Consider the following 18,762-nt stretch of genomic DNA (forward strand, 5'->3'; position numbering starts at 1 on the left):
ATGCGGGAGGTGGTGCGAGGTGGTGGGCGGCGCGGTTCAGGAGGTGGTCAGCGGCACGCCGGCGCGGCGGCTGGCGTGCCACGGGATGAGCAGCGCCTCGGCGATCTCGACCAGGACGAACAGGACGATGCCGATGGTGGACATGAGGATCAGGTCGGCGAAGAGCAGCGGTGCGTCGAGGTTGCCGTTGGCCAGCAGCAGGACGTAGCCGAGGCCCTCGCTGGCGCCGACGAACTCGCCGACGACGGCCCCGACGACCGCGAGGGTGACCGCGACCTTGAGCCCGGCCATCAGCTGCGGCAGCGCGTTCGGGAACCGGATCTTGCGGAAGGTGCGCCATGGTCCGGCGCCCATGGTGGCGGAGAGGTCGAGCAGTTCCGGGTCGGTGGAGCGCAGCCCGGCCACGCCGGAGATGACCACCGGGAAGAACGCGATGAGCACCGCCAAGATGATCTTCGGGGCGAGGCCGAGGCCGAACCAGACGACCAGCAGCGGCGCGATCGCAATCTTCGGGATGACCTGCGCGAACAGCACGATCGGGTAGAGCGCCTTGTCGAGGGTGCGGGAGTAGGCGATGGCGACCGCGGTGGCCAGGCCCAGCACGGCGGCCAGGACGAATCCCAGCACCGTCTCGTAGAGCGTGACCGCCGTGTGCCGGACCAGTTCGGGCCACTGGCCGGTCATGGTGGCCCACACCTGGCCCGGCGTGGGGACGAGGTAGTTCGGCACGTACTCGCGGGCAGCCACGAACCACCAGGCGGCGAAGACGGCCGCGAGCACGAGGGTCGGTCGCCACATGGCGTCGGCGAGGCCGGCGAGGCGGCGGCCTCGCCCGGGGCCCGCGGGCCGGTCGCCGCCGTCGCCCGGGACGGCGACGACCGGGGCGGTGCGCTCGGGTGCCTCGTTGCGGTCCGGCGCCTCGGCGGGTTCGGGTGCCCCGGTGACCGTCGGGGCGGGCCCACGCCCCCCGGTGTCCAACGCGTTGTCGGTCACGCGGATCCTCCTTCGGGTCCGGCACGAACCACCGGGGTGCCGGACCGGTCGGCGTATCAGGCAAACGCTTTCCTGGGAGCGTAGGGGGCCGTTTCGCCTGAGGCAAGGGCTTTCCTCGATCTGTCGCCGGACCCGGCGCCGGGCCGCTCCCGGCCCGGCGATCAGCGGGCGGCGGGATAGGTGTCCAGCAGGCCGCACATGCCGAGCCGGCCCCGCTCGACCGGCTCCGGGGCGGCGTGCAGCCGCGCCCGGGTCAGGTGGGTGATGTCGCCCCGGGCGAGCGCGTCGAGCTGCTCACCCGTCGCGGCGGCGGCCGAGGCGGCGCCGTCGCGCCACCGCCGCCGCCATTCGTCCAGCAGGGGCCGGCGCAGCCGCAGCGCCGCCGCGTAGAAACGCTCCAACGCCGGCGCGCCGCCGGCCCGCAGCGCCGTGAACCCGGCCACCGCCAGGTCGCGGCGGCGGTGCGCGGCGGCCACGTCAGCGGGCGGACCGGCCGCCAGGGCGTACGCGGCCGGGTCCGCGAGGTGCTCGGGTGGCAGGGTGAGCACCGCGTCGCCGGCCTCGGGCAGGCCGCCGTTCTGCATGAGAACGACGATGCGCAGATCGCCCCCGTTCACCAGGCGGTGCACGGTGCCCGGGGCGAACCACACCACCGTCCCGGCGCGCAGCGCGGTCTCCCGGATGCCGTCGACGGTCAGCGTCTGCACCGCTCCCGCTCCCCCCGTCACCGCGTACGCCTCGGTGCAGCACAGGTGCACGTGTGGGGTGCCGCCCACCAGCCCGTCCGGACCGGTGCTGTCGTAGACACACAGCCGGGACAGCCCGATCCCGCCGGGCAGCGGGAGCGGCGTGTCAGGCATCGAAGTCCTCGTCGGTGTCGTCGGCGGCCGGCAGCGACACCAGCAGCACCGTGAGGTCGCCGATGGCCCGGTGCCGGCAGCCCGGCTTGATCAGGAACGCCGACATCGGGCGGGCCGGGTGGCGGACGCCGTCGAGTTCGACCTCGCCCTCCCCCGCCAGCACGACGTAGTACTCGGTGGCGATCCGGTGGTGGTGGGTGACGGCGTCCTCGACCTGGAGCAGGTGGATGCTCGCCTGTCCCTCGCTCTCGGCGACGAAGGCGCGTCGGGTGGCGCCGCACGAGCAGCGCCTGGTCGGGATCTCGTCGAGCTGAACTACCGCGTACCGATCAGACATGACGGGGCCTCCCTGCGGGAAAGGGCTTTCTTCGCGGTACGGTGACGCTAGCCGGCACGGCGAAAGGCCGTCAACAAGCGATTCGAGGAGGCGGCTATGGCGACCCTGTCCGATGTGGCACGGCGGGCGGGAGTCTCACCCGCGACGGCGTCCCGGGTGATCAACGGCAGCAGCAAACCGGTCAACGACGAGCTGCGCGAGCGGGTGCTGCAGGCCGTCGCCGAGCTGCAGTACGTGCCGAACGCGCACGCCCAACTGCTCGCCCGCTCGCACCGCACGGCGGTCGGGGTGATCGTGCACGACGTCTCCGACCCGTACTTCGCCGAGATCACCCGGGGGTTGCAGCGGGTCGCAACCGACCAGGGCAGGCTGCTGATGATCTGCAACAGCTACCGAGATCCGGACCGCGAACTGGAGTACGTCGAGCTGCTGCGCGGCCACCAGGTCGCGGCCATCATCCTGGCCGGCTCCGGCTACCACAACCCCGACTTCACCCGGCTGGTCAACGAGAAGCTCGCCGCCTACGAGGCTACCGGCGGGCGGGTGACGGTGATCGGCCGCCACGAGCTCTCCGGTGACGCGGTGATGCCGGACAACCGCACCGGGGGTTGGCTGGCCGGCCGGGAGCTGTGCGAACTCGGCCACCGGGCGGTCGGGGTGATCGCCGGGCCCCGGGTGCTCACCACCACCACCGACCGGCTGGCCGGGCTCCGCGACTCCCTCGCCGAGCACGGTGCCGGCCTGCCCGAGCACCGCATCCGTTACGCCGAGTTCGACCGCGACGGCGGGGCCGCCGCGATGGCCGCCCTGCTCGACGCCGACCCGGATCTGACCGCCGTCGTGGCCCTCAACGACTCGATGGCCATCGGCGCGCTGGCGCTGCTGCGCTCCCGGTCGGTGCCCGTACCGCAGCGGGTGTCGGTGGTGGGCTTCGACGACATGCCGATCTCCCGGGACGTCACCCCGGCGCTGACCACCGTTCGGCTGCCGCTGGTGGAGATGGGGGCGCGGGCGATGGCGCTGGCCCTCGACGAGGGCGCCCCGGCGCCCCGGGTCGAGGTGCTCGCCGCCGAGCTGGTGCGCCGCGACAGCGCCGGACCGGCGCCCGAACTCACCCCGGCGCGCGTCCGCACGGCCGCAACCGGCGCGCCAACCGCCGCCCGGCCACGACGAGCCAGTGATCGCAGCCGGTCATCGCGGCCGACCGCCCATCCGCCAGCATCGTGAGGTCCACCGCCTCCACCACCGGCGAGGGGAGCGCGGCGGCGAGGCGCCCGGCCACCAGGCGCACCGGGGCACCCGCGTCCCGGGCCGCATCGAGGACGTGGCCGACGACCTTCCCCCGGGTGGGCTGGTCGTCGAACCGGCTCTCGCCGGTGACTACCAGGTCGGCGCGGACCAGCGCCGCTGGCAGGCCGGCGACCTCGGCGACGGTCCGCGCCCCCGGCAGCTGGATGGCTCCCCAGGCGGCGGCCAACTCGTAGCCGGTTCCCCCGGCGGCGCAGGCGCCCGGCCACCTGGATCGCCCGCCGAGCAGCTCCGCCCGCCGGCCCAGTCCCCGCTCCCACCACGCCACCTCCTCGGCGGTCGCGCCCGTCTGCGGCGCGAGCCGGGCCGCCACGCCGGCCGGCCCGAGCAGCGGCGCGGTCACGTCCACCAGGCAGGCCACCCCGCCGGGCGGGGGCGGCGACAGCCCGGCGAGGTCCACTAGCCAGCCGGGGCAGGACGCCGCCGGGCGGCAGGTCGCGCCCTGCGGCGTCACGCAGTCGTACGCCGAAAGCCCGCAACGCTCCGGCGCCCCCCGTCGGTGCTGGCCGATCCGCCGAGGGCGACCAGCAGCCGGCGGGTACTCCGGCAGCCGTTGCAGCAGCTCCGACTCCAGCTCGAGAGCGGAGGCGCGCCGCTCGCGGCCGCGGCGGCGCTTCAGCACCGGCCGACCCTCGTCGATGACCAGGTCCGGCAGGGAAGCGCCCTGCCCTGCGCCTCTGGCTGCCGACCCCGCCGCCTTGTCGCCGAGGGCGGACGTGACGCCGCCGGGGCGTCGAGCGGAAACGTCCCCGCTACGCCGCGAGCACCATCACTCGCTCCTGGGTCAGGTCCTCCATCGCCGAACGCACACCTCTCGGCCGACGCCGGACTGCTTCACGCCGCCGACCTCAAGCTCGGCCTGCGCCCGCAAGGCGACGCGAACATCGTGGGTGAAGATGCCCGCCCAGCGCCCGTACCGGAGCCATTGATCGCGGCGAACCCGGCGCCGATCCCACCGATGGTCGGGACGGGGAGCACCCAGCCGAACACCTCCTCATTGAAGACCTTGACATGCGGCGGCACATCCATGAGCACCGTCGGAGCGTAGGCGGTGTCGTCGCACACGCCACCTGTCAGCACCGTAGCGAGAGCCGCCACCGTCTCCCCCACCCACGCCTCGATCCGCTCGGCGGCGGCGAGATCGATCAGCGGGCCGACGTCGGTGGTCTCGTTCCACGGGTCGCCGACCTCGAGTGCCTGCACGGCGGAGACGAGCCGCCCGACGAAGTGGTCGGCCAGCGTGTCTTCCGGTCAGGGGCGTTCGGCATCGCGCAGCGCCAGGACCATCGTGGGCAGGGTGATGAACAGCGCGGTGGTCACGTAGAACAGTGCGTTGACGTGGCTGTCGGTCAGCGTGACGACGTTCGAGCCGGGGTCCTTGTCCATCACAATGTAAGCGACGATCCCCGAGCCGGTGGCCAGCATCGCAGCGATCCCCAGTACGAAGTAGGCGTGTCCGCCGAGGGCATCAGGCGCAGCGACAGCTCGCGACCTGTGGCGCGAATCGGCACACCCCTGGCGCCCGACGCCGACCGTTAGCCGCAGCGCGGACTGCGACGGCCGCAAATCTCTCACCCCGCCGGCAGCCTAATCGCTCCTCGCAGTTGGCTCCGCCGCGAGGAGTTTCTCCAGTGCGCCGACGGCATCGGTGTGGTTGTCGGCACCCAGCAACCTTCGTAGTGCGGCCCCGAAGACCACCGTGTTGGCGAGAGCGGCCAACTGGCGTGGCGAAACCGCTGCGGTATCGGGGGCGAGGGTGGCCAGCCGCGTCTCGTACGACTCCATTGCCGTGCGCATTCTTTTCCTGAGGGCCGGGGTGCGGGTTCCGACAACCCAGAAGTCCAGTAGTACGGCCGTGTGGTCGGGATCAGCGTGGGACACTTCTTCGCGTAGCACGTCGGTCAGTCGCCGCGCGGTGGGTGCCGCCGGACGGATCAGCCAGTCCAGGACGGCATCGAGTAGTGCCTCCAACAACAGGTCCTTGCTGCCGTAGTGAAACAGCAGTGACCCGTGGGACAGGCCGGCCTCGGCTGCGACCTTTCGCAGGGTGAGCCGGGCGAGGCCGTCACGGGCTGCGACCCGGAGTGCCGCCGCGATGATCTGCTCCCGGCGCTGGTCCTCCGGCCGCTTGTGCCAGGACATGTCCGCCTCCTCGATGGTGATCCTCACATCCTCCGACACTTTGACCAGATGGTCAAAGTGAGTACTCTGACCGTACGGTCAGAGTGAGAGGAGCTTGGGTTTCATGACGATCTGGTTCATGCTTGCTGCGGCTATCGCTGCCGAGGTCACCGCTGCGGTGGCTCTCCGTTACGCCGCCGGGCTTACTCGTCCTGGACCGACCGCGTTGGTGATCATTGGCTACGGAATCGCGTTCTGGCTGCTGAGCCGGGTCGTCCAGCACCTACCGACAAGCGTCACGTACGCCGTCTGGGCCGGCGCCGGCACCGCATTGGTCGCAGTCGTCGGCACCCTGGCTCTGGGAGAGTCGATGAGCTGGGTCAAGGCGGCCAGTCTGGCCCTGATCATCGCAGGGGTCGTCGGGCTGAACCTGTCCGGCGACGGACGCGATGCCACAGGGGCCGCTACCGACGTGCCGGCCTCCACGGTGGCCGCGCCGGCCGAGGTGTCGCGATGACGGCGATGTCACCCCTCGATTCGGCGAGTGAACTGGCCGCAGCCATCCGCGCCGGCGACCTCTCCGCCACCGATGTCGTGCGCGCCTACCTCGACCGCATCGATCGGCTCAATCCCACGATCAACGCCCTGGTGACCGTTGACGTCGATGGCGCTCTGTCCCGAGCGCGGCAGGCCGACGCCGCACTGGCCGCCGGGGATCTGTGGGGGCCTCTCCACGGTGTCCCGTTCACCGTCAAGGACTCGTTCGAGACCGCTGGCATCCGAACCACCAGCAGTTATCGCCCGTTGGCCGACCACATCCCCGACCGCGACGCGACCGCTGTGGAGCGCCTACGCCAGGCCGGCGCGATCGTGCTGGGCAAGACCAACATGCCGGAACTCGAACGAGACGTACAGTCGATGAGTCCCCTCTTCGGCACGGCGAGGAATCCGTGGGACCTTGCCCGTACCCCGGGCGGCAGCACCGGTGGTGGAGCCGCTGCCGTGTCCGCCGGCCTGACCGCCTTGGAACTGGGCAGTGACACGGCTGGCTCGGTGCGTATCCCTGCCCACTACACGGGGGTCTACGCGCTGAAGCCCACCGAACATCGGGTTTCGCTCGCCGGCAAGATCCCACCCCGAACCGATCGTCCGCGCGGCATGCGACACCTGAGCGTGGCCGGGGTCATAGCCCGTTCAGTCGATGACCTGGTGCTGTGGCTGACCATCACCGAAGGCCTCGATCCGCGCGACCCCGACACCGCACCGCCGGCACCGCCGAACCCACGGTCTCGGCCCGCGGTATCGCGTCTGGCGCTCATCGAGTCGTTTCCCGGCGTTCCGGTCGACGTCGCGACCCGGGCCGCCCTGGCCGCTCTCGCCGATCGGTTGTCGAGCAGCGGCGTGACCGTTGAACGAGTCGCGCCGGACATCGACTGGACCGAAGCCCTCGTCACGTACGCGGAGATGTGGGGCGCCGAGTGCGGTCTGGGGCTACCAGGCGCGGTCCGCACGCTCGCACCGGTAGCCGCGTTGGTCACCCCGAGGCGAGAGATCGTCGCCCGGGCGATTGTCCGAGGAATGCGGTTCGACATGTCCGGTTACGCTGCGGCGTTGACCCGGCGGGACACGCTCATCCGAACCTTCGACGCCTTTCTCTCCCGGTACGACGCACTACTGCTCCCGGTCACCTCCGGTCCCGCCTTCACTCACCGTAGGCCCGGCCTCCTACGACAGCCGGACCCGATCGAGGTCGACGGACAGTCCGTCCCCTACGACCTGGCCACCCTGGGTTACACCGCGCCGCTGAACGCCCTCGGTAACCCGGTCGTCGTCATGCCGCTGCCCCGGCCCGCCGGCTCGTTGCCGATCGGCGTCCAGGTGGTCGGCCGGCGCTGGGACGACCATCACCTCCTCGCGGTCGCGTCGGCCCTCAGCGCCACCACGGGTCCCTTCGTCCCGCCGGCAATGGCCCGCGCCTGACCACCACCACGCCGGGTGCGGGGTACGGATCTCGTGCCCCGCACCCGGTCGCAGCCGCGCTCTCGACTCATGCTGAGGGTTCGTCGAGCACCGAGACGAGTTGATCGACGGTATCGGCGCCCGGCACGTGCCGCAGGAGTCCCCCCAGAAGCAGCTCCGGCTCGACCGCGACCTCGGGCGGGTGTACGCCGACGCGCGGCGACCGGATGACCAGTTCGGCCGTCACGACGGCCGGAAGAGCAGTGATCGGGCCCATCCCCCGGTCGCGTAACGCCCGCAACATCGCGACGCTCGATGCGGGACGGCCATCGCGTACTCCCTCCGCCAGCGCCAGTAACGTCATGACCGCCGGCTCTGGACCGCGGTCCAGAGCCGGCGCCATGAATGAGGCCCGCAGCAGAGCGGCACCCTCCTCCTCACTTGCCCCGCGAGCGACGGCATCGGCCACCTCGTGCAGGATCGAGACGTCGCCGGGCCGCATCAGCATGCAGTTCGTGCTGTCGAGGAGCTCCGGGAAGGCGCGCTGCATGGTCACGGCCTCCGGGTGGCCGACGAGCGAGCCCTGGACGAGTCCCACTCCGGGAATCGCCAACGGAACCGGTGTGAGAGGTGCGACCGACACGATCGTTCCTCCCCGCAGCGCGGGGACGGGATGCGCGAACTGGTGGACCCAGTGGACTGTGGCCGCCGAGCTGGCCGGGCCGAGTGCCGCGATGTCCTCGACCGGGTCCTCGGGCCAGGCGGTGACGATGCGGTGGACGGTGTCCAGGCGGCGGGCCGCGAGGACGGCGAGGATGTTCGACAGGCCGGGCGAGGCGCCGGCCCCGACCACCGCGGCGATCCCGGCTGCGGCTGCCCTGTCGTGCAGGGCCAGGAGTTCGAGTGTGGGCATCGGGTCGTCGGCCACGTCGACGTAGTGGGTGCGCGACTGGATGGCGGCTTCGAGAACCGTGGTGCCGAAACGGTAGAAGGGGCCGACGGTGGAGATGACGATGTCCACCGGTTCGAGCGCACCTGTGAGGGCGTCGGTGTCGGTGACGTCGAGGCGGAGTGCGGACACGGGGTGCGTGCCGGTGATGCGTTCGAGCGAGGCGCCATCCCGGTCGGCGACCGTCACCCGGTCGTGGCCGCGCGAGACGAGCCCGTCCACCACCGCGGAGCCGACCGTGCCCGCACCGAGTACGAGGACCTTCATCCTGCCTCCTGTTCCAGTAGTCGCCTGGCTGCCCCGCGGTCGACCTTGCCGACGGGCAGCCGGGGCAGGCTCGCAACGACCGTCATGTGGCGAGGCACCTTGTAAGGCGCGAGCACAGCGCGAAGCGCGTGGCGTAGCTGATCGGTGTCCATGTCGGCAGGGCCCGAGATGACGGCGGCGGGCACGTGTCCTCGCGCGTCGTCAGCCATGGGAACGACGACTGCCTCGGCCACTCCGGGGATCCGTTGCAGCTCTTGCTCGATCTCCTGCGGGTTGACGAAGTAGCCTCCGGTCTTGAACAGGTGATCCGCGCGACCCTGGTACCTGGCCAGGCCGCGGCCGTCGATCACGCCGAGGTCGCCGGTGGTCAGCCAGGAGCCCTGTGGATCATCCCGCTCGGACCTCGGCGCGTCGCCGAGGTATCCGGTGTAGCCGAACGGGGTGCGTACCTCGATCCGACCGGCCTGCCCGACGAGGGCATCGCCGGAGTCTCCGACGACGCGCATCGCAAAAGGGCCGAAGGCGCTGCCGAGCATCGCGGCGAGGTCCCTCGGATGCGCGACGTCCCCCGAGTCGGCGCTGGCGATGTTGCCCACGGTCTCGGTGCTCCCGTAGACAGTCGTCAATGGCGCGTCGGTCAGGGCTCGGACGGCGTCGATGACCTGTGGAGGCATTGCCGCACCGCCCCACAGGACGCGGCGGACGGCCCGAAAGGCCGCCGGCGTGGCCCCGGTTTCGGCTGCCACGGCGGCGAACATGGCGGGCACCCCGGTCCACGCGGTCAGCCGGTGGCTGCGGGCCAGCTCGACAGTCCTCGCGGGATCGAAACGCGGTTCCAGGATGATTCGCGCGCCGGCCCAGAGGGCCGTTCCGACGATGTCACCGATGAAACCGACATGGTTCACCGGCAGATCACAGAGCACCACATCGAGGCATTCTCGCCACCTCGTCGCGGCGATCCGGCAGTTCGCGGCGAGTGCCGCAGCGCTGATGATCACCCCCTTCGGGGCCCCGGTCGAGCCAGACGTGAACACCACCGACGCGGTGCCTGCCGGGACCTCGATCGGTTCGCGCCCTGCCCGAGCGGTGCCCTGTGCGCTGATCTTGCCGGTGGTGGGGTCGACCGCCAACCACGGGACACTCGTCTCGAGCGCCAGATCACCGAAGTCGGCGCCGACCCGGCCCACCGAGACCAGTACGGCCGGCGCCGACCGCCGGACGATGAGCTCCTGTTCGCGGCGGGAGTAGCGCGGGTTGAGGCCGATCCAGTGGCCGCCCACGCGCATGACGGCCAGCATCATGACCACCGCGGCGACGGTCGGATCGGTCATCACCGCGACGCCGCGACCGTTCCGTACGCCGTGGTTACGCAACTGGCGGGCGGTGTCCTCGACAGCCGCGTCCAGCTCTCGGTAGGTCATCGCCAGATGTCGATCGCGGATGGCCGGTCGAGCGGGCTCAGTGACGGCCCACGCGCTCACCCTGTGGCTCAACAGCATGCTGCGCTGCGATGACACCGTCATCGTTCCTGCCTCCCTACCAGGGTGCCCAGCTGTCCGCTTCGCTCGGCGCGACGGCGTCGCAGGGTGTACGCACCGAGAATCACCAGGAACGCCACCCCGGTGAGGACGACCTGGGGCAGAAAGTCGGGCAGCAGGATCATCGCGATCGTGATCGCCACCATGACCGCGATCAACAGATAGGTGCCGTACGGGAAGAACCACATCCGGATCGTCAACCGCTCCGGCTCGGTGCGCTCGGCCTGCCGACGGATACGCAACTCGGCGCAGGCGAGCAGGAGGTAGAGAGGAATAAGGACAGCGGAGGCCGCTCCGAGCAGCACCAGGAAGGCGGTGTCGGGTGAGGCCACCGCGATGGCCAGAGCGACCGCCGCCGCGGCGGCGCTGATCAGCAGACCCGCCTGGGGCACCCCCCGCCGGTTCACCCGCATCAGCCGCGGCGTGGCGTCACCGGCCTGTGCGAGCCCGTACAGCATCCTCGAGCACACGTAGAGAGCGGAGTTCATCGCGGAGCAGAGCGCGACGACGATGACCACGTCCATGATCGTCGCCGCCGACGGCACGCCGAGCCGGTCGAGGACGGCCGAGAACGGGCTGGTGGTCGTCGGGGTCTCCGCCGTCGGAAGCAGCAGCACGATCGCCACCACCGAGCCGATGTAGAAGAGTAAGATGCGGCCGACGACGGAGCGGGTGGCTCGCCGCAGCGTGTTGGCCGGATCCTCGCTTTCGGCCGCCGCGATGGCGACCACCTCGGTCCCGGCGTAGCTGAAGAGCACGACGAGCAGCCCGGTGAGCACCGCCAACCAGCCACCGGGAGCGAGCTCCTGCGCAGCGACGTCAACTGCCGCGGGAGCGTCGGGCAGCAGGCCGGTGAGCGCCGCGAGGGCGAGCACGAGGAAGGCGACCACGGCGAGGACCTTCGTCAGGACGAACTAGTACTCCATCTCGCCGAATGCCCGTACATGCGTCAGGTTCGCCAGCAGGATGCCGAGCAGGAGCACCGGTGCGACGAATCCGCTGGGGACGTCGATCCAGGTGGCCACGATCTCACCGGCGGCCACCGCCTCGAAGGCGATGACCACGATCCACGAATACCAGTAGAGCCAGCCGGTGGTGAAGCCTGCCCATCCGCCGAGGGCTCGGCGGGGCCAGTCGGCGATGCCGCCGGGGGTGGGCTGGAGGACCGCCATTTCGCCGATCATGCGCATGGCCAGGATGACGATGACACCGCCGGCGACGTAGGACAGGATCGCGGCCGGCCCGGCGCTGGCGATCACTGGCCCGGAGCCCACGAACAGGCCCGCGCCGATGGTGCCGCCGATAGCGATCATGGTCAGGTGGCGGGCCTGTAGCGCCCGGCGTAGGGGTGTCTCGGACATGTCTTCTCCTCGCGCGTCAGTAGGGGAGGGTGAGGCCCTTCCACCGGACGACGGCCACGACGGCGTCGGTGTGCTCGAACGTCACGTCGACGGTGCTGAGCACCCCTCGGTCGCCCCGGTCCTCGACACCGACCAACCGGAACCGCGCGCGGACCCGCCTCCCCGTCGGCAGCGGTGCGGTGAAGCGCACTCGGTCGAATCCGTAGTTCAGCCGGATGTGGCCGGCAGGGTCAGCCGGGAGGGCGCGGGCCAGGCGGACCAGCTGCGCCAGGATGAGGGAGCCCTGGACGATCGTCGTCCCGGCGAACAGCCCTTCGGCTCTGACCCTCTCGGGGTCGGTATGCACCCAGTCGTCGTCCCCGGTGAGCTGGGCGTGTGCGTCGACGTCTGCCTGGGTGATGGCGAACCAGTCGGTGACGGCGATCTCGTCGCCGGGCTGCAGGCCCGCGACCGCCGCCGTGATCTCGCCGCTCATCGACGGACCCCCCCTACCTGCGCGAGGCGGCGCACGTCCCAGGTGCGCGCCACCGAGTCGTAGAGGTCGGACCCGAGGACGCGTGCGGCGGACGGGCTCTTCGACCGCCGCGCGTCGACCGCCCGCAGCGCCACGTCCACGTACTGCTGGGCGAAGTCGTCGGCGGTGGTGACGCCATCCGCGTCGAACCATCGGGAAATACCTGTCGCCATGTCGAGCAGCGCCAGCGCCGTCATCGGGGCGGGGACCGTCGTCCGAAACACCCCGGCCTTCATGCCCTCGCTGATCACCGAGCGCCACAACTGCTCGATCCGATCGCGCAGCTCGACGATCTCTGAACGGTGCTCCGAGCGTAGGGCGCGGATCTCCTGGTCCACGACCCGGCAACTCTCCGCCGCCAGGGCGTGGGCGATCACATGGACGTGCACCAGAGCCGCGAGCCGGGCAGCGGGCTTCCGCTGTGACGCCACGGCCTGCTGTTCCATCTCGAGAAGCTCGACGAGTCCGACGCGCATGATGTCGAGGAGCAGGTCGTCCTTCGACCCGAAGTGGTGGTAGAGCGTCGCGGAGTTGATGCCCGCCTCGTTCGCCAGGTCCCGGATGCCGACGGCGGCGAAGCCCCACCGCGCGAACAGCCGGACGGCGGCCGTCCGGATCCGGGTGGGTGTCTCATCTGTTGCCAAAGCCTTGACCATGTAGGCACACTATCGACCAATCGATTGATTGGGAAGTGGTCATTGAGGTTCAGAACCACAGCTCAAGCCGACGATGCCTACGACCGACTGATGTCGTTCATGACCCAACACGTCCTGCCGGCCGAGGACGTCTACGCCCCGGTGGTCGGCGACAGCGGCCCGCCATTCTTGCCGCCACTCTTCAGCAGCTTCTTGTAGAGGTCGTGAATGACCCGCTTGTCGAGGGCGTAGAGCTGCCGGCCGCCGATGTGCGGCACCAGATAGCAGCGGATGACGTCCCGGTAGTTGCTGAGCGTGGTCTCTTGGACGTCCAGCTCGCGCTCGTTGAGCCAGCTCTCCAACTCCGCGGCGACGCTGCCGTCGGCGCCGAGGTCCGCTCCCCCGTAGGCGGCTCGCGCCTGCTCTTCCGCCTTCAGGGCGGCAGCCTGGTTGGGGAACCCCTGCCGCTTGTGCTGACGACGACGCCCGTTGGCATCGGGCGGGAGGTCGATGATGAAGTACCAGCGGGTCTGGCCGTTGGCGAGGCGGTAGCTGTAGACAGCCATCGGGCTGCACCTCCGCAGTAACGGGATCGGGGAGCACAGCCCACGCTAAGCGATCTCCGTTACTGCCAGCGTTACCGCAAGATCACACATGATCTTCTATATCCGCTGGTGAATACCAGTCGGGACGGCCGGATTCGAACCGACGACCCCTTGACCCCCAGTCAAGTGCGCTACCAAGCTGCGCCACGTCCCGATGCCCCCGCGCGGTTTCCCCCGCGACAGCCGGTACAGCTTAGCGCAGGATCTTCGCACCGTGCGCACAGGCCCCGCCCGGCACGTCGTCCCGCCGCCGACGCGGTGCCCTACGCCTCGCGGAGGGTCTGGGCGGCGTGGTACCTGCGGTCCACCACCAGCATCACCACGACCACGATGACCAGCGCGGCGAGGTGCAGTGCGCCGTTCGTGGCCAGCCCGACGGGCACCGTGCCCAGGACGGCGACGGCGGTGATCACCCTGCTCCGCACCGGCGCGATCCGCAGTGACCGCCGGATCGCGATGGTCGCCGCCAGGTAGAGCGTCGTGCCGCCGGAGAGCGCCGTCGCGGACTGCCAGGACGTCGGGTCGCCGGGGTGGGCGACCGCGGCGTGAACTCCCGCGGCGGCGACCACGATGCCCAGCAGCAGCGGGATGTGCGCGAAGAGCAGCCGGAGCGCCTGCCCGACCCGCCGGTCGGGGCCGACGGCGACCAGGGCGGCTTCGACCGCCGGCGTGTCGGTGAAGTAGGTCCACCAGAGGGCTGCCGGCAGTGCCAGCGCAAGGCCGATGACGGCTACGGTGCCGGCGGTGAGGTGCTCGACGTCGACCCCCATTCCGATGGCCACGACCGACTCGCCCAAGGCGATGATCACCAGCAGTCCGTGCCGCTCGATGAGGTGCGACGGCTGGATGCGGAACAGGGACTGCACGCGCACCCACGAGAAGCGGGGCACCAGGTACGGCACGACCGACTGGACCGCGAACGCCACCAGCCACAGCGCGTACCGGGTGGCGCCCGCGGTGAGCCCGCCGGCCACGACCAGCAGGGCGGATCCGAGGTTGTACGCCGCCAGCCACCACAGCGCCCGACCGATGTCGGCCTGGGTGAACAGCAGCAGGTGGACGCAGATGACCACGAGATAGCCGACGCCGAACACCAGGCCGGTATCGGTGTAGGCCCGCGGGATCCCGACCGCGGCGATCAGGAAGCCTCCCATCCCGAGGAACAGCAGCAGCTTCTGTGCGGGTGACCGCGGTGGCACGTGGTTGGCCAGCCCCACGTACCCGTCGAACATCCACCACAGGATCCCGAAGAGCAGCACCACCCGGCCGAAGCCGGCCGGGGTCAGGTCCGCCTCCAGGACCCGGGTGAGCTGGGTCAGGGTGAACACGAAGACGACGTCGAAGAAGACCTCGACCGGGGTCACCCGGTCGGCCGGGGCGCGGCTCGGGTCGTGCCGGTGGGGCGCCCTCATGGTCCGGGCTGGGTGCGGCGCAGCCGGTCGGCCAACTCCCGGACCGCCTCGGTGAACCGCTCGTCGGACTCACAGGGCCAGTGCCCCTGGATGGCCGGTGGCACGCTGTCCCCCGGCGGCGCCACCACGTCCCGCGGGTCCCGCAGCCGCCGGTCCACGGCGCCGGCCGGCCCGGCGACGGGTGGGTCGCCCGGCCGGTTGGCGGCGAAGATCCAGCCGCCGATCGGGTCGGTGTCGCGCCACAGGTTGAGCCAGCGCCAGCCGATCCGGTCGCCGATGTCGTACAGCACGTCGCGACCCAGGTACGCGGGGAAGAGCCGGGCGTACAGGCGGTCCAGCGGGGAGCCGTAGGTCAGCAGCGCCACCCGCCGGCGTACCCGGGGCGGCAGTTGCAGCACGGTGGCGGCGAGCAGGACGGAGCCGTGACTGTGTCCGGTGAGCAGGACGCCGGCGTGCCGGTCGGCCAGGTAGCAGATCCGCTTGGCCAGCTCCGGCACGGCGCGCTCGGCGTAGCAGGGCGGCGCGAAGGGGTGCGCCGCCCGGGGCCAGAACGTCCCCAGGTCCCAGAGCACGCCGACGTACCGGCGGAACTCCGCCGTCCGGTAGGCCAGCAGACCACCCACCAGCAGCGCCACCACCACCCCGGCGATCAGGTAGCTGCCCAGGGTGAGCACGAAGTTGACGAAGTCGCCGGGCACGCCGAGGAGGCTCTCCGCGAGGGGGCTGGGTTGCAGACCGAGCAGCCCGAGCGCGCTCGCCGCCAGCCCCAGCGCCGTCAGGGAGGCGTACGCCATCGCCAGCGGGCCGAGCCGTTCGGTGAACCGGGCCCGGGCGATGGTTCTCTCGACCCGCTGCTTTCGGGCCGCGGCGCTCGACGGGCTGGCCCGGAAGTCGGCGGCGACGATCGCCGCGGCGGCCCGACGACGGTCGCGCCGGGACAGCAGGGTCATGCCGGCGACCAGCAGCACCGCGGCGATGGTCGTGAAGAAGAAGTTGAAGATCGCCCACTTGTAGGCCGGCGGTGGGGCGGCCAGGTCGTCCGGGCGGGCGGTGATCGCGCGGCGGTTCAGGAAGTACGCCATCCGGTAGATCATCTCGGCGGAGAGGGCGCCCGCCAGGCCCACCGCCACCGCCGCGAGGACCGGCGCTCCGAAGCCGCGTAGCAGCGCCGGCCGCGAGTCGTGGCCGGCCCGCCGCCAGAGCGCCAGCACGGCCAGCGCGACCAGCTGCCCCATCTGGGCGAGCAGCACCCAGCCGACGATGCGGCCGTAGCCGGGCAGTCCCGTCGATGGGGGCCACCGGTCCCGGTTCAGCGCCACGACGGCGACGGCGACCACGGCCAGCCCGCAGGCGGTGGCGCGCAGCACCGCGGTGAGCCCGTCCGGTGTGCGGGCGGCGGCGGGCCGTTCCAGCAGGGTGGGCGCGCAGAGCAGCGCCGCACAGCTCGCCAGCACCAGCAGCGCCAGCGCGGCCAGGACGGTCGGCACCGGGGACGGGTCGGCGGCGGCGCTCGCCGCGAGCAGGACGAGGGCCAGCGCCGCGAACGCGGCGGCGATGTGGATGGCCCGCAGCCGGCCCACCATCGGCGCGCCGTCCCACTGGCCGACCGCGGTCAGCCGGTCCCCGCCGGGTTCACCGCCGGGGGTCCGGAACGCGTCGTACGAGCGGCCGGGCCGGGCGCCGAGCAGCCAGACCAGCACGATGGCCGAGACGGGCAGCAGGGTCAGCACCGCCAGTCGCAGCCCCGGGGGGCGGTCACCGAGCCAGGACAGCCAGGTGCGGCTGGTCAGGCACCGTGCGGAGCCCATGCACTTCCAGGCGATCAGGTCGAGGGCGACCCCGGCGGCGGCGAGCACGTAGAGCAGGGTGAGGTTGAGCGCGACGAGCCGGCACAGCACCCTGACGCCGGCGCCCGATCCCCGCCCGGCCGGCCGCATCCAGATCGCCACGTTGCTCAGCATGAACGGCAGCAGGAAGACAAGGGAGAGCGTCCGCACGGCGGTGCCCGACGGCAGGTCGCTCCACCGGTACGCCTCCAGCACCACCCCGCCGGGTCCGGTGGAGTCCGGGTAGCCGGGCCGGGGGCGGTAGAAGCCGCCGCTGCGGTCGCCGGCCACCTGGTACACGTGCGGGCGGTCGAGGATCTGCTCGGCCTCCGCGCCCGACACGCCGTGCACCCGCAGCTCCACCACGACCCGGGCCGCCTCCTGGCGCCGGGACGGCGACCTCTCCGACATCGGCCCGTTGACCCCCGCGGCATGGCCGGCGACCCGGTACGGGCCGCGCACCGACGACGGGTACCCGACGCCGGCTGGCCCGGGTGACTACCCCGACCGCGCTTCGTCATTCGCGGGCCCGGTGCCCGAGGTGTGACGCGACACTCCCCCAAAGCGTCCTAGGAGGGTGGGTCGACGGCGGGTACGCGGACGCCGGGTGACCTGAGGCGGTCACCCGGCGTCGGGGCGTACCAGGGTCAGCCGTGCGCCTTGCCGCGGCCGCCGGGGCCGAGCTTCTTGCGCGGGCGTACCGAGATCTCCACCGGGCTGCCCTCGAAGCCGAACTCCTCGCGCAGCTTGCGCTCGACGAAGCGCTGGTAGCCGGCGTCCAGCGGCGCGGTGGTAAAGAGCACGAAGCGCGGCGGAGCGACGCCGGCCTGGGTGGCGAAGAGGATCTTCGGGGCCCGACCGCCGCGCACCGGGTGCGGGGTGGCCTGCACCAGCGCGGTCAGCCACTGGTTGAGCTGCGCGGTGGGAACCCGGGTCTCCCAGCTGGCCAGGGCCTTGCGCAGCGCCGGGGCGAGCTTGTCGACCGCCCGGCCGGTCTGCGCGGACAGGTTCAACCGGATCGCCCACGGGATACGGCGCAGCTCCCGGTCGATCTCCTTGTCCAGGTAGTACCGGCGGTCGGCGTCGACCAGGTCCCACTTGTTGAAGGCGATGACCAGGGCCCGGCCGGCCTCGACGACCATGGTGAGGATCCGCTGGTCCTGCTCGCTGATCACCTCGCTGGAGTCCAGCAGCACCACCGCCACCTCGGCCGCCTCGATCGCCGCGGCGGTCCGCAGGCTGGCGTAGTACTCGGTGCCGCTGGCCTGGCCGACCCGCTTGCGCAGGCCCGCGGTGTCCACCAGCTGCCAGGTCTCGCCGCCGATCTGCACCAGGCTGTCCACCGGGTCGACGGTGGTGCCGGCGACCGAGTCGACGACCGCCCGCTCCTCACCGGAGAAGCGGTTGAGCAGGCTGGACTTGCCGACGTTGGGGCGGCCGACCAGGGCCACCCGACGCGGGCCGCGCGGGCGGTTCTCCACGATCTTCGGCGCCTCGGGCATCGCGTCCAGGATCGCGTCGAGCAGCTCGCCGGAACCCCGGCCGTGCAGCGCCGAGACCGGGTACGGCTCACCGAGGCCCAGCGACCACAGCGAGGTGGCCTCCAGCTCGATGGCGGTGTTGTCGGTCTTGTTGGCGACCAGGATCACCGGCTTGGCGCTGCGCCGCAGCATCTTCACCGCGGCCTCGTCCACGTCGGTCGAGCCGACCATGGCGTCCACCACGAAGATCACCACGTCGGCGGTGGCCACCGCGATCTCGGCCTGCGCGGCGATCGCCGCGGCCCGGTCCTTCGCGTCCGGCTCCCAGCCGCCGGTGTCCACGACGGTGAATTCCCGGCCGTTCCACTGCGCGTCGTACGGCACCCGGTCCCGGGTCACCCCGGGAACATCCTCGACGACCGCCTGCCGGCGGCCGATGATCCGGTTGACCAGCGTCGACTTGCCCACGTTGGGGCGGCCGACGACGGCCACCACCGGCCGCGGACCGGTCGGCTCCTCGGTGTCGAGGTCCGGCTCCCGCAGCTCCACCCAACCGTTGTCGTCGATCATGCCGAGCCACCCTTCGTTCGCGACTG

18 protein-coding genes, 1 tRNA gene and 1 pseudogene are annotated in these 18,762 nt (G+C 71.6%); 3 read left to right on the forward strand and 17 right to left on the reverse strand.

All coding sequences use genetic code 11. From position 1 onward, the window contains the following. Positions 1-36: 36 nt before the first annotated feature. The 3 genes from GA0070564_RS27070 to GA0070564_RS27080 form a co-directional block, all read right to left on the reverse strand. The gene (locus GA0070564_RS27070; RefSeq protein WP_245670300.1) at positions 37-993 is read right to left on the reverse strand and encodes an ABC transporter permease; all 957 of its coding nucleotides are present in this window, start codon (positions 991-993) and stop codon (positions 37-39) included. Positions 994-1,154: 161 nt separating this feature from the next. Then, the gene (locus GA0070564_RS27075; protein ID WP_091615364.1) at positions 1,155-1,853 is read right to left on the reverse strand and encodes a cupin domain-containing protein; all 699 of its coding nucleotides are present in this window, start codon (positions 1,851-1,853) and stop codon (positions 1,155-1,157) included. Beyond that, the gene (locus GA0070564_RS27080; protein ID WP_091615369.1) at positions 1,846-2,190 is read right to left on the reverse strand and encodes a cupin domain-containing protein; all 345 of its coding nucleotides are present in this window, start codon (positions 2,188-2,190) and stop codon (positions 1,846-1,848) included. The genes GA0070564_RS27075 and GA0070564_RS27080 overlap by 8 nt, the downstream gene beginning before the upstream one ends. Before the next feature lie 96 nt (positions 2,191-2,286). On the opposite strand from GA0070564_RS27080, the gene GA0070564_RS27085 reads away from it, so the two are divergent. Further along, entirely contained in the window at positions 2,287-3,417 is a 1,131-nt protein-coding gene (locus tag GA0070564_RS27085; protein ID WP_091615372.1) for a LacI family DNA-binding transcriptional regulator, read from the forward strand. Here the strand turns inward: GA0070564_RS27085 and GA0070564_RS27090 are convergent. The 4 genes from GA0070564_RS27090 to GA0070564_RS27100 form a co-directional block, all read right to left on the reverse strand. Further along, the gene (locus GA0070564_RS27090; protein ID WP_218105009.1) at positions 3,302-4,120 is read right to left on the reverse strand and encodes a glycerate kinase; all 819 of its coding nucleotides are present in this window, start codon (positions 4,118-4,120) and stop codon (positions 3,302-3,304) included. The two genes, GA0070564_RS27085 and GA0070564_RS27090, sit on opposite strands and share 116 nt — an antisense overlap. Positions 4,121-4,332: 212 nt before the next feature. Further along, positions 4,333-4,737, reverse strand: a complete 405-nt coding sequence (locus GA0070564_RS27095; protein WP_091615376.1) for an aldehyde dehydrogenase family protein — start codon at positions 4,735-4,737, stop codon at positions 4,333-4,335. 12 nt (positions 4,738-4,749) lie between these two features. Continuing rightward, entirely contained in the window at positions 4,750-4,923 is a 174-nt protein-coding gene (locus GA0070564_RS29545) for a hypothetical protein (protein ID WP_176730863.1), read from the reverse strand. A gap of 162 nt (positions 4,924-5,085) precedes the next feature. Further along, the gene (locus tag GA0070564_RS27100; RefSeq protein WP_091615380.1) at positions 5,086-5,679 is read right to left on the reverse strand and encodes a TetR/AcrR family transcriptional regulator; all 594 of its coding nucleotides are present in this window, start codon (positions 5,677-5,679) and stop codon (positions 5,086-5,088) included. 64 nt (positions 5,680-5,743) lie between these two features. On the opposite strand from GA0070564_RS27100, the gene GA0070564_RS27105 reads away from it, so the two are divergent. Further along, positions 5,744-6,136, forward strand: coding sequence for a DMT family transporter (locus tag GA0070564_RS27105; protein WP_091615384.1), 393 nt, complete (start codon positions 5,744-5,746; stop codon positions 6,134-6,136). Beyond that, positions 6,133-7,599, forward strand: a complete 1,467-nt coding sequence (locus GA0070564_RS27110; RefSeq protein ID WP_091615387.1) for an amidase — start codon at positions 6,133-6,135, stop codon at positions 7,597-7,599. Before GA0070564_RS27105 ends, GA0070564_RS27110 begins: the two co-directional genes overlap by 4 nt. Positions 7,600-7,666: 67 nt before the next feature. On the opposite strand, the gene GA0070564_RS27115 is transcribed toward GA0070564_RS27110, so the two are convergent. The 10 genes and pseudogenes from GA0070564_RS27115 to der all read right to left on the reverse strand — a co-directional run bounded on the left by GA0070564_RS27115 (position 7,667) and on the right by der (position 18,736). Next, positions 7,667-8,794, reverse strand: a complete 1,128-nt coding sequence (locus GA0070564_RS27115; RefSeq protein WP_091615390.1) for a saccharopine dehydrogenase family protein — start codon at positions 8,792-8,794, stop codon at positions 7,667-7,669. After that, the gene (locus tag GA0070564_RS27120) at positions 8,791-10,317 is read right to left on the reverse strand and encodes a class I adenylate-forming enzyme family protein (protein ID WP_091615394.1); all 1,527 of its coding nucleotides are present in this window, start codon (positions 10,315-10,317) and stop codon (positions 8,791-8,793) included. Before GA0070564_RS27120 ends, GA0070564_RS27115 begins: the two co-directional genes overlap by 4 nt. Next, positions 10,314-11,693: pseudogene (locus GA0070564_RS27125) on the reverse strand (amino acid permease). Before GA0070564_RS27125 ends, GA0070564_RS27120 begins: the two are co-directional and overlap by 4 nt. A 16-nt stretch (positions 11,694-11,709) precedes the next feature. Then, positions 11,710-12,168 (reverse strand): MaoC/PaaZ C-terminal domain-containing protein, encoded by a 459-nt coding sequence (locus tag GA0070564_RS27135; RefSeq protein ID WP_176730865.1) that lies wholly within the window; start codon positions 12,166-12,168, stop codon positions 11,710-11,712. Next, the gene (locus GA0070564_RS27140; RefSeq protein WP_091615412.1) at positions 12,165-12,863 is read right to left on the reverse strand and encodes a TetR/AcrR family transcriptional regulator; all 699 of its coding nucleotides are present in this window, start codon (positions 12,861-12,863) and stop codon (positions 12,165-12,167) included. The genes GA0070564_RS27135 and GA0070564_RS27140 overlap by 4 nt, the downstream gene beginning before the upstream one ends. A gap of 131 nt (positions 12,864-12,994) precedes the next feature. Further along, entirely contained in the window at positions 12,995-13,408 is a 414-nt protein-coding gene (locus tag GA0070564_RS27145) for a tyrosine-type recombinase/integrase (protein ID WP_245670301.1), read from the reverse strand. Positions 13,409-13,527: 119 nt separating this feature from the next. Then, positions 13,528-13,601, reverse strand: a tRNA-Pro gene (locus GA0070564_RS27150). A 109-nt stretch (positions 13,602-13,710) separates the two neighbouring features. Next, positions 13,711-14,859: a low temperature requirement protein A gene (locus tag GA0070564_RS27155; RefSeq protein ID WP_091615415.1), complete on the reverse strand. Its 1,149-nt coding sequence runs from the start codon at positions 14,857-14,859 to the stop codon at positions 13,711-13,713. Then, complete coding sequence (locus tag GA0070564_RS27160) at positions 14,856-17,096, reverse strand: hypothetical protein (protein WP_091615522.1); 2,241 nt, start codon at positions 17,094-17,096, stop codon at positions 14,856-14,858. The genes GA0070564_RS27155 and GA0070564_RS27160 overlap by 4 nt, the downstream gene beginning before the upstream one ends. 236 nt (positions 17,097-17,332) lie before the next feature. After that, on the reverse strand, positions 17,333-18,736 hold the full coding sequence (gene der / locus GA0070564_RS27165; RefSeq protein WP_091615420.1) for a ribosome biogenesis GTPase Der: 1,404 nt from the start codon (positions 18,734-18,736) through the stop codon (positions 17,333-17,335). Positions 18,737-18,762 lie beyond the last annotated feature (26 nt).

Origin of the sequence: Micromonospora mirobrigensis (genome assembly GCF_900091555.1) — a bacterium.
Classification (GTDB): Bacteria; Actinomycetota; Actinomycetes; order Mycobacteriales; family Micromonosporaceae; genus Micromonospora; species Micromonospora mirobrigensis.

Coding starts and splice junctions, on each gene's coding strand:
- GA0070564_RS27135 (WP_176730865.1), bottom strand. CDS start 12,168: ATGAGCGGCGAGATCACGGCGGCGGTCGCGGGCCTGCAGCCCGGCGAC.
- GA0070564_RS27075 (WP_091615364.1), bottom strand. CDS start 1,853: ATGCCTGACACGCCGCTCCCGCTGCCCGGCGGGATCGGGCTGTCCCGG.
- GA0070564_RS27155 (WP_091615415.1), bottom strand. CDS start 14,859: ATGAGGGCGCCCCACCGGCACGACCCGAGCCGCGCCCCGGCCGACCGG.
- GA0070564_RS27145 (WP_245670301.1), bottom strand. CDS start 13,408: ATGGCTGTCTACAGCTACCGCCTCGCCAACGGCCAGACCCGCTGGTAC.
- GA0070564_RS27120 (WP_091615394.1), bottom strand. CDS start 10,317: ATGACGGTGTCATCGCAGCGCAGCATGCTGTTGAGCCACAGGGTGAGC.
- GA0070564_RS27140 (WP_091615412.1), bottom strand. CDS start 12,863: ATGGTCAAGGCTTTGGCAACAGATGAGACACCCACCCGGATCCGGACG.
- GA0070564_RS27105 (WP_091615384.1), top strand. CDS start 5,744: ATGACGATCTGGTTCATGCTTGCTGCGGCTATCGCTGCCGAGGTCACC.
- GA0070564_RS29545 (WP_176730863.1), bottom strand. CDS start 4,923: ATGCTGGCCACCGGCTCGGGGATCGTCGCTTACATTGTGATGGACAAG.
- GA0070564_RS27110 (WP_091615387.1), top strand. CDS start 6,133: ATGACGGCGATGTCACCCCTCGATTCGGCGAGTGAACTGGCCGCAGCC.
- GA0070564_RS27115 (WP_091615390.1), bottom strand. CDS start 8,794: ATGAAGGTCCTCGTACTCGGTGCGGGCACGGTCGGCTCCGCGGTGGTG.
- GA0070564_RS27080 (WP_091615369.1), bottom strand. CDS start 2,190: ATGTCTGATCGGTACGCGGTAGTTCAGCTCGACGAGATCCCGACCAGG.
- GA0070564_RS27085 (WP_091615372.1), top strand. CDS start 2,287: ATGGCGACCCTGTCCGATGTGGCACGGCGGGCGGGAGTCTCACCCGCG.
- GA0070564_RS27160 (WP_091615522.1), bottom strand. CDS start 17,096: ATGTCGGAGAGGTCGCCGTCCCGGCGCCAGGAGGCGGCCCGGGTCGTG.
- der (WP_091615420.1), bottom strand. CDS start 18,736: ATGATCGACGACAACGGTTGGGTGGAGCTGCGGGAGCCGGACCTCGAC.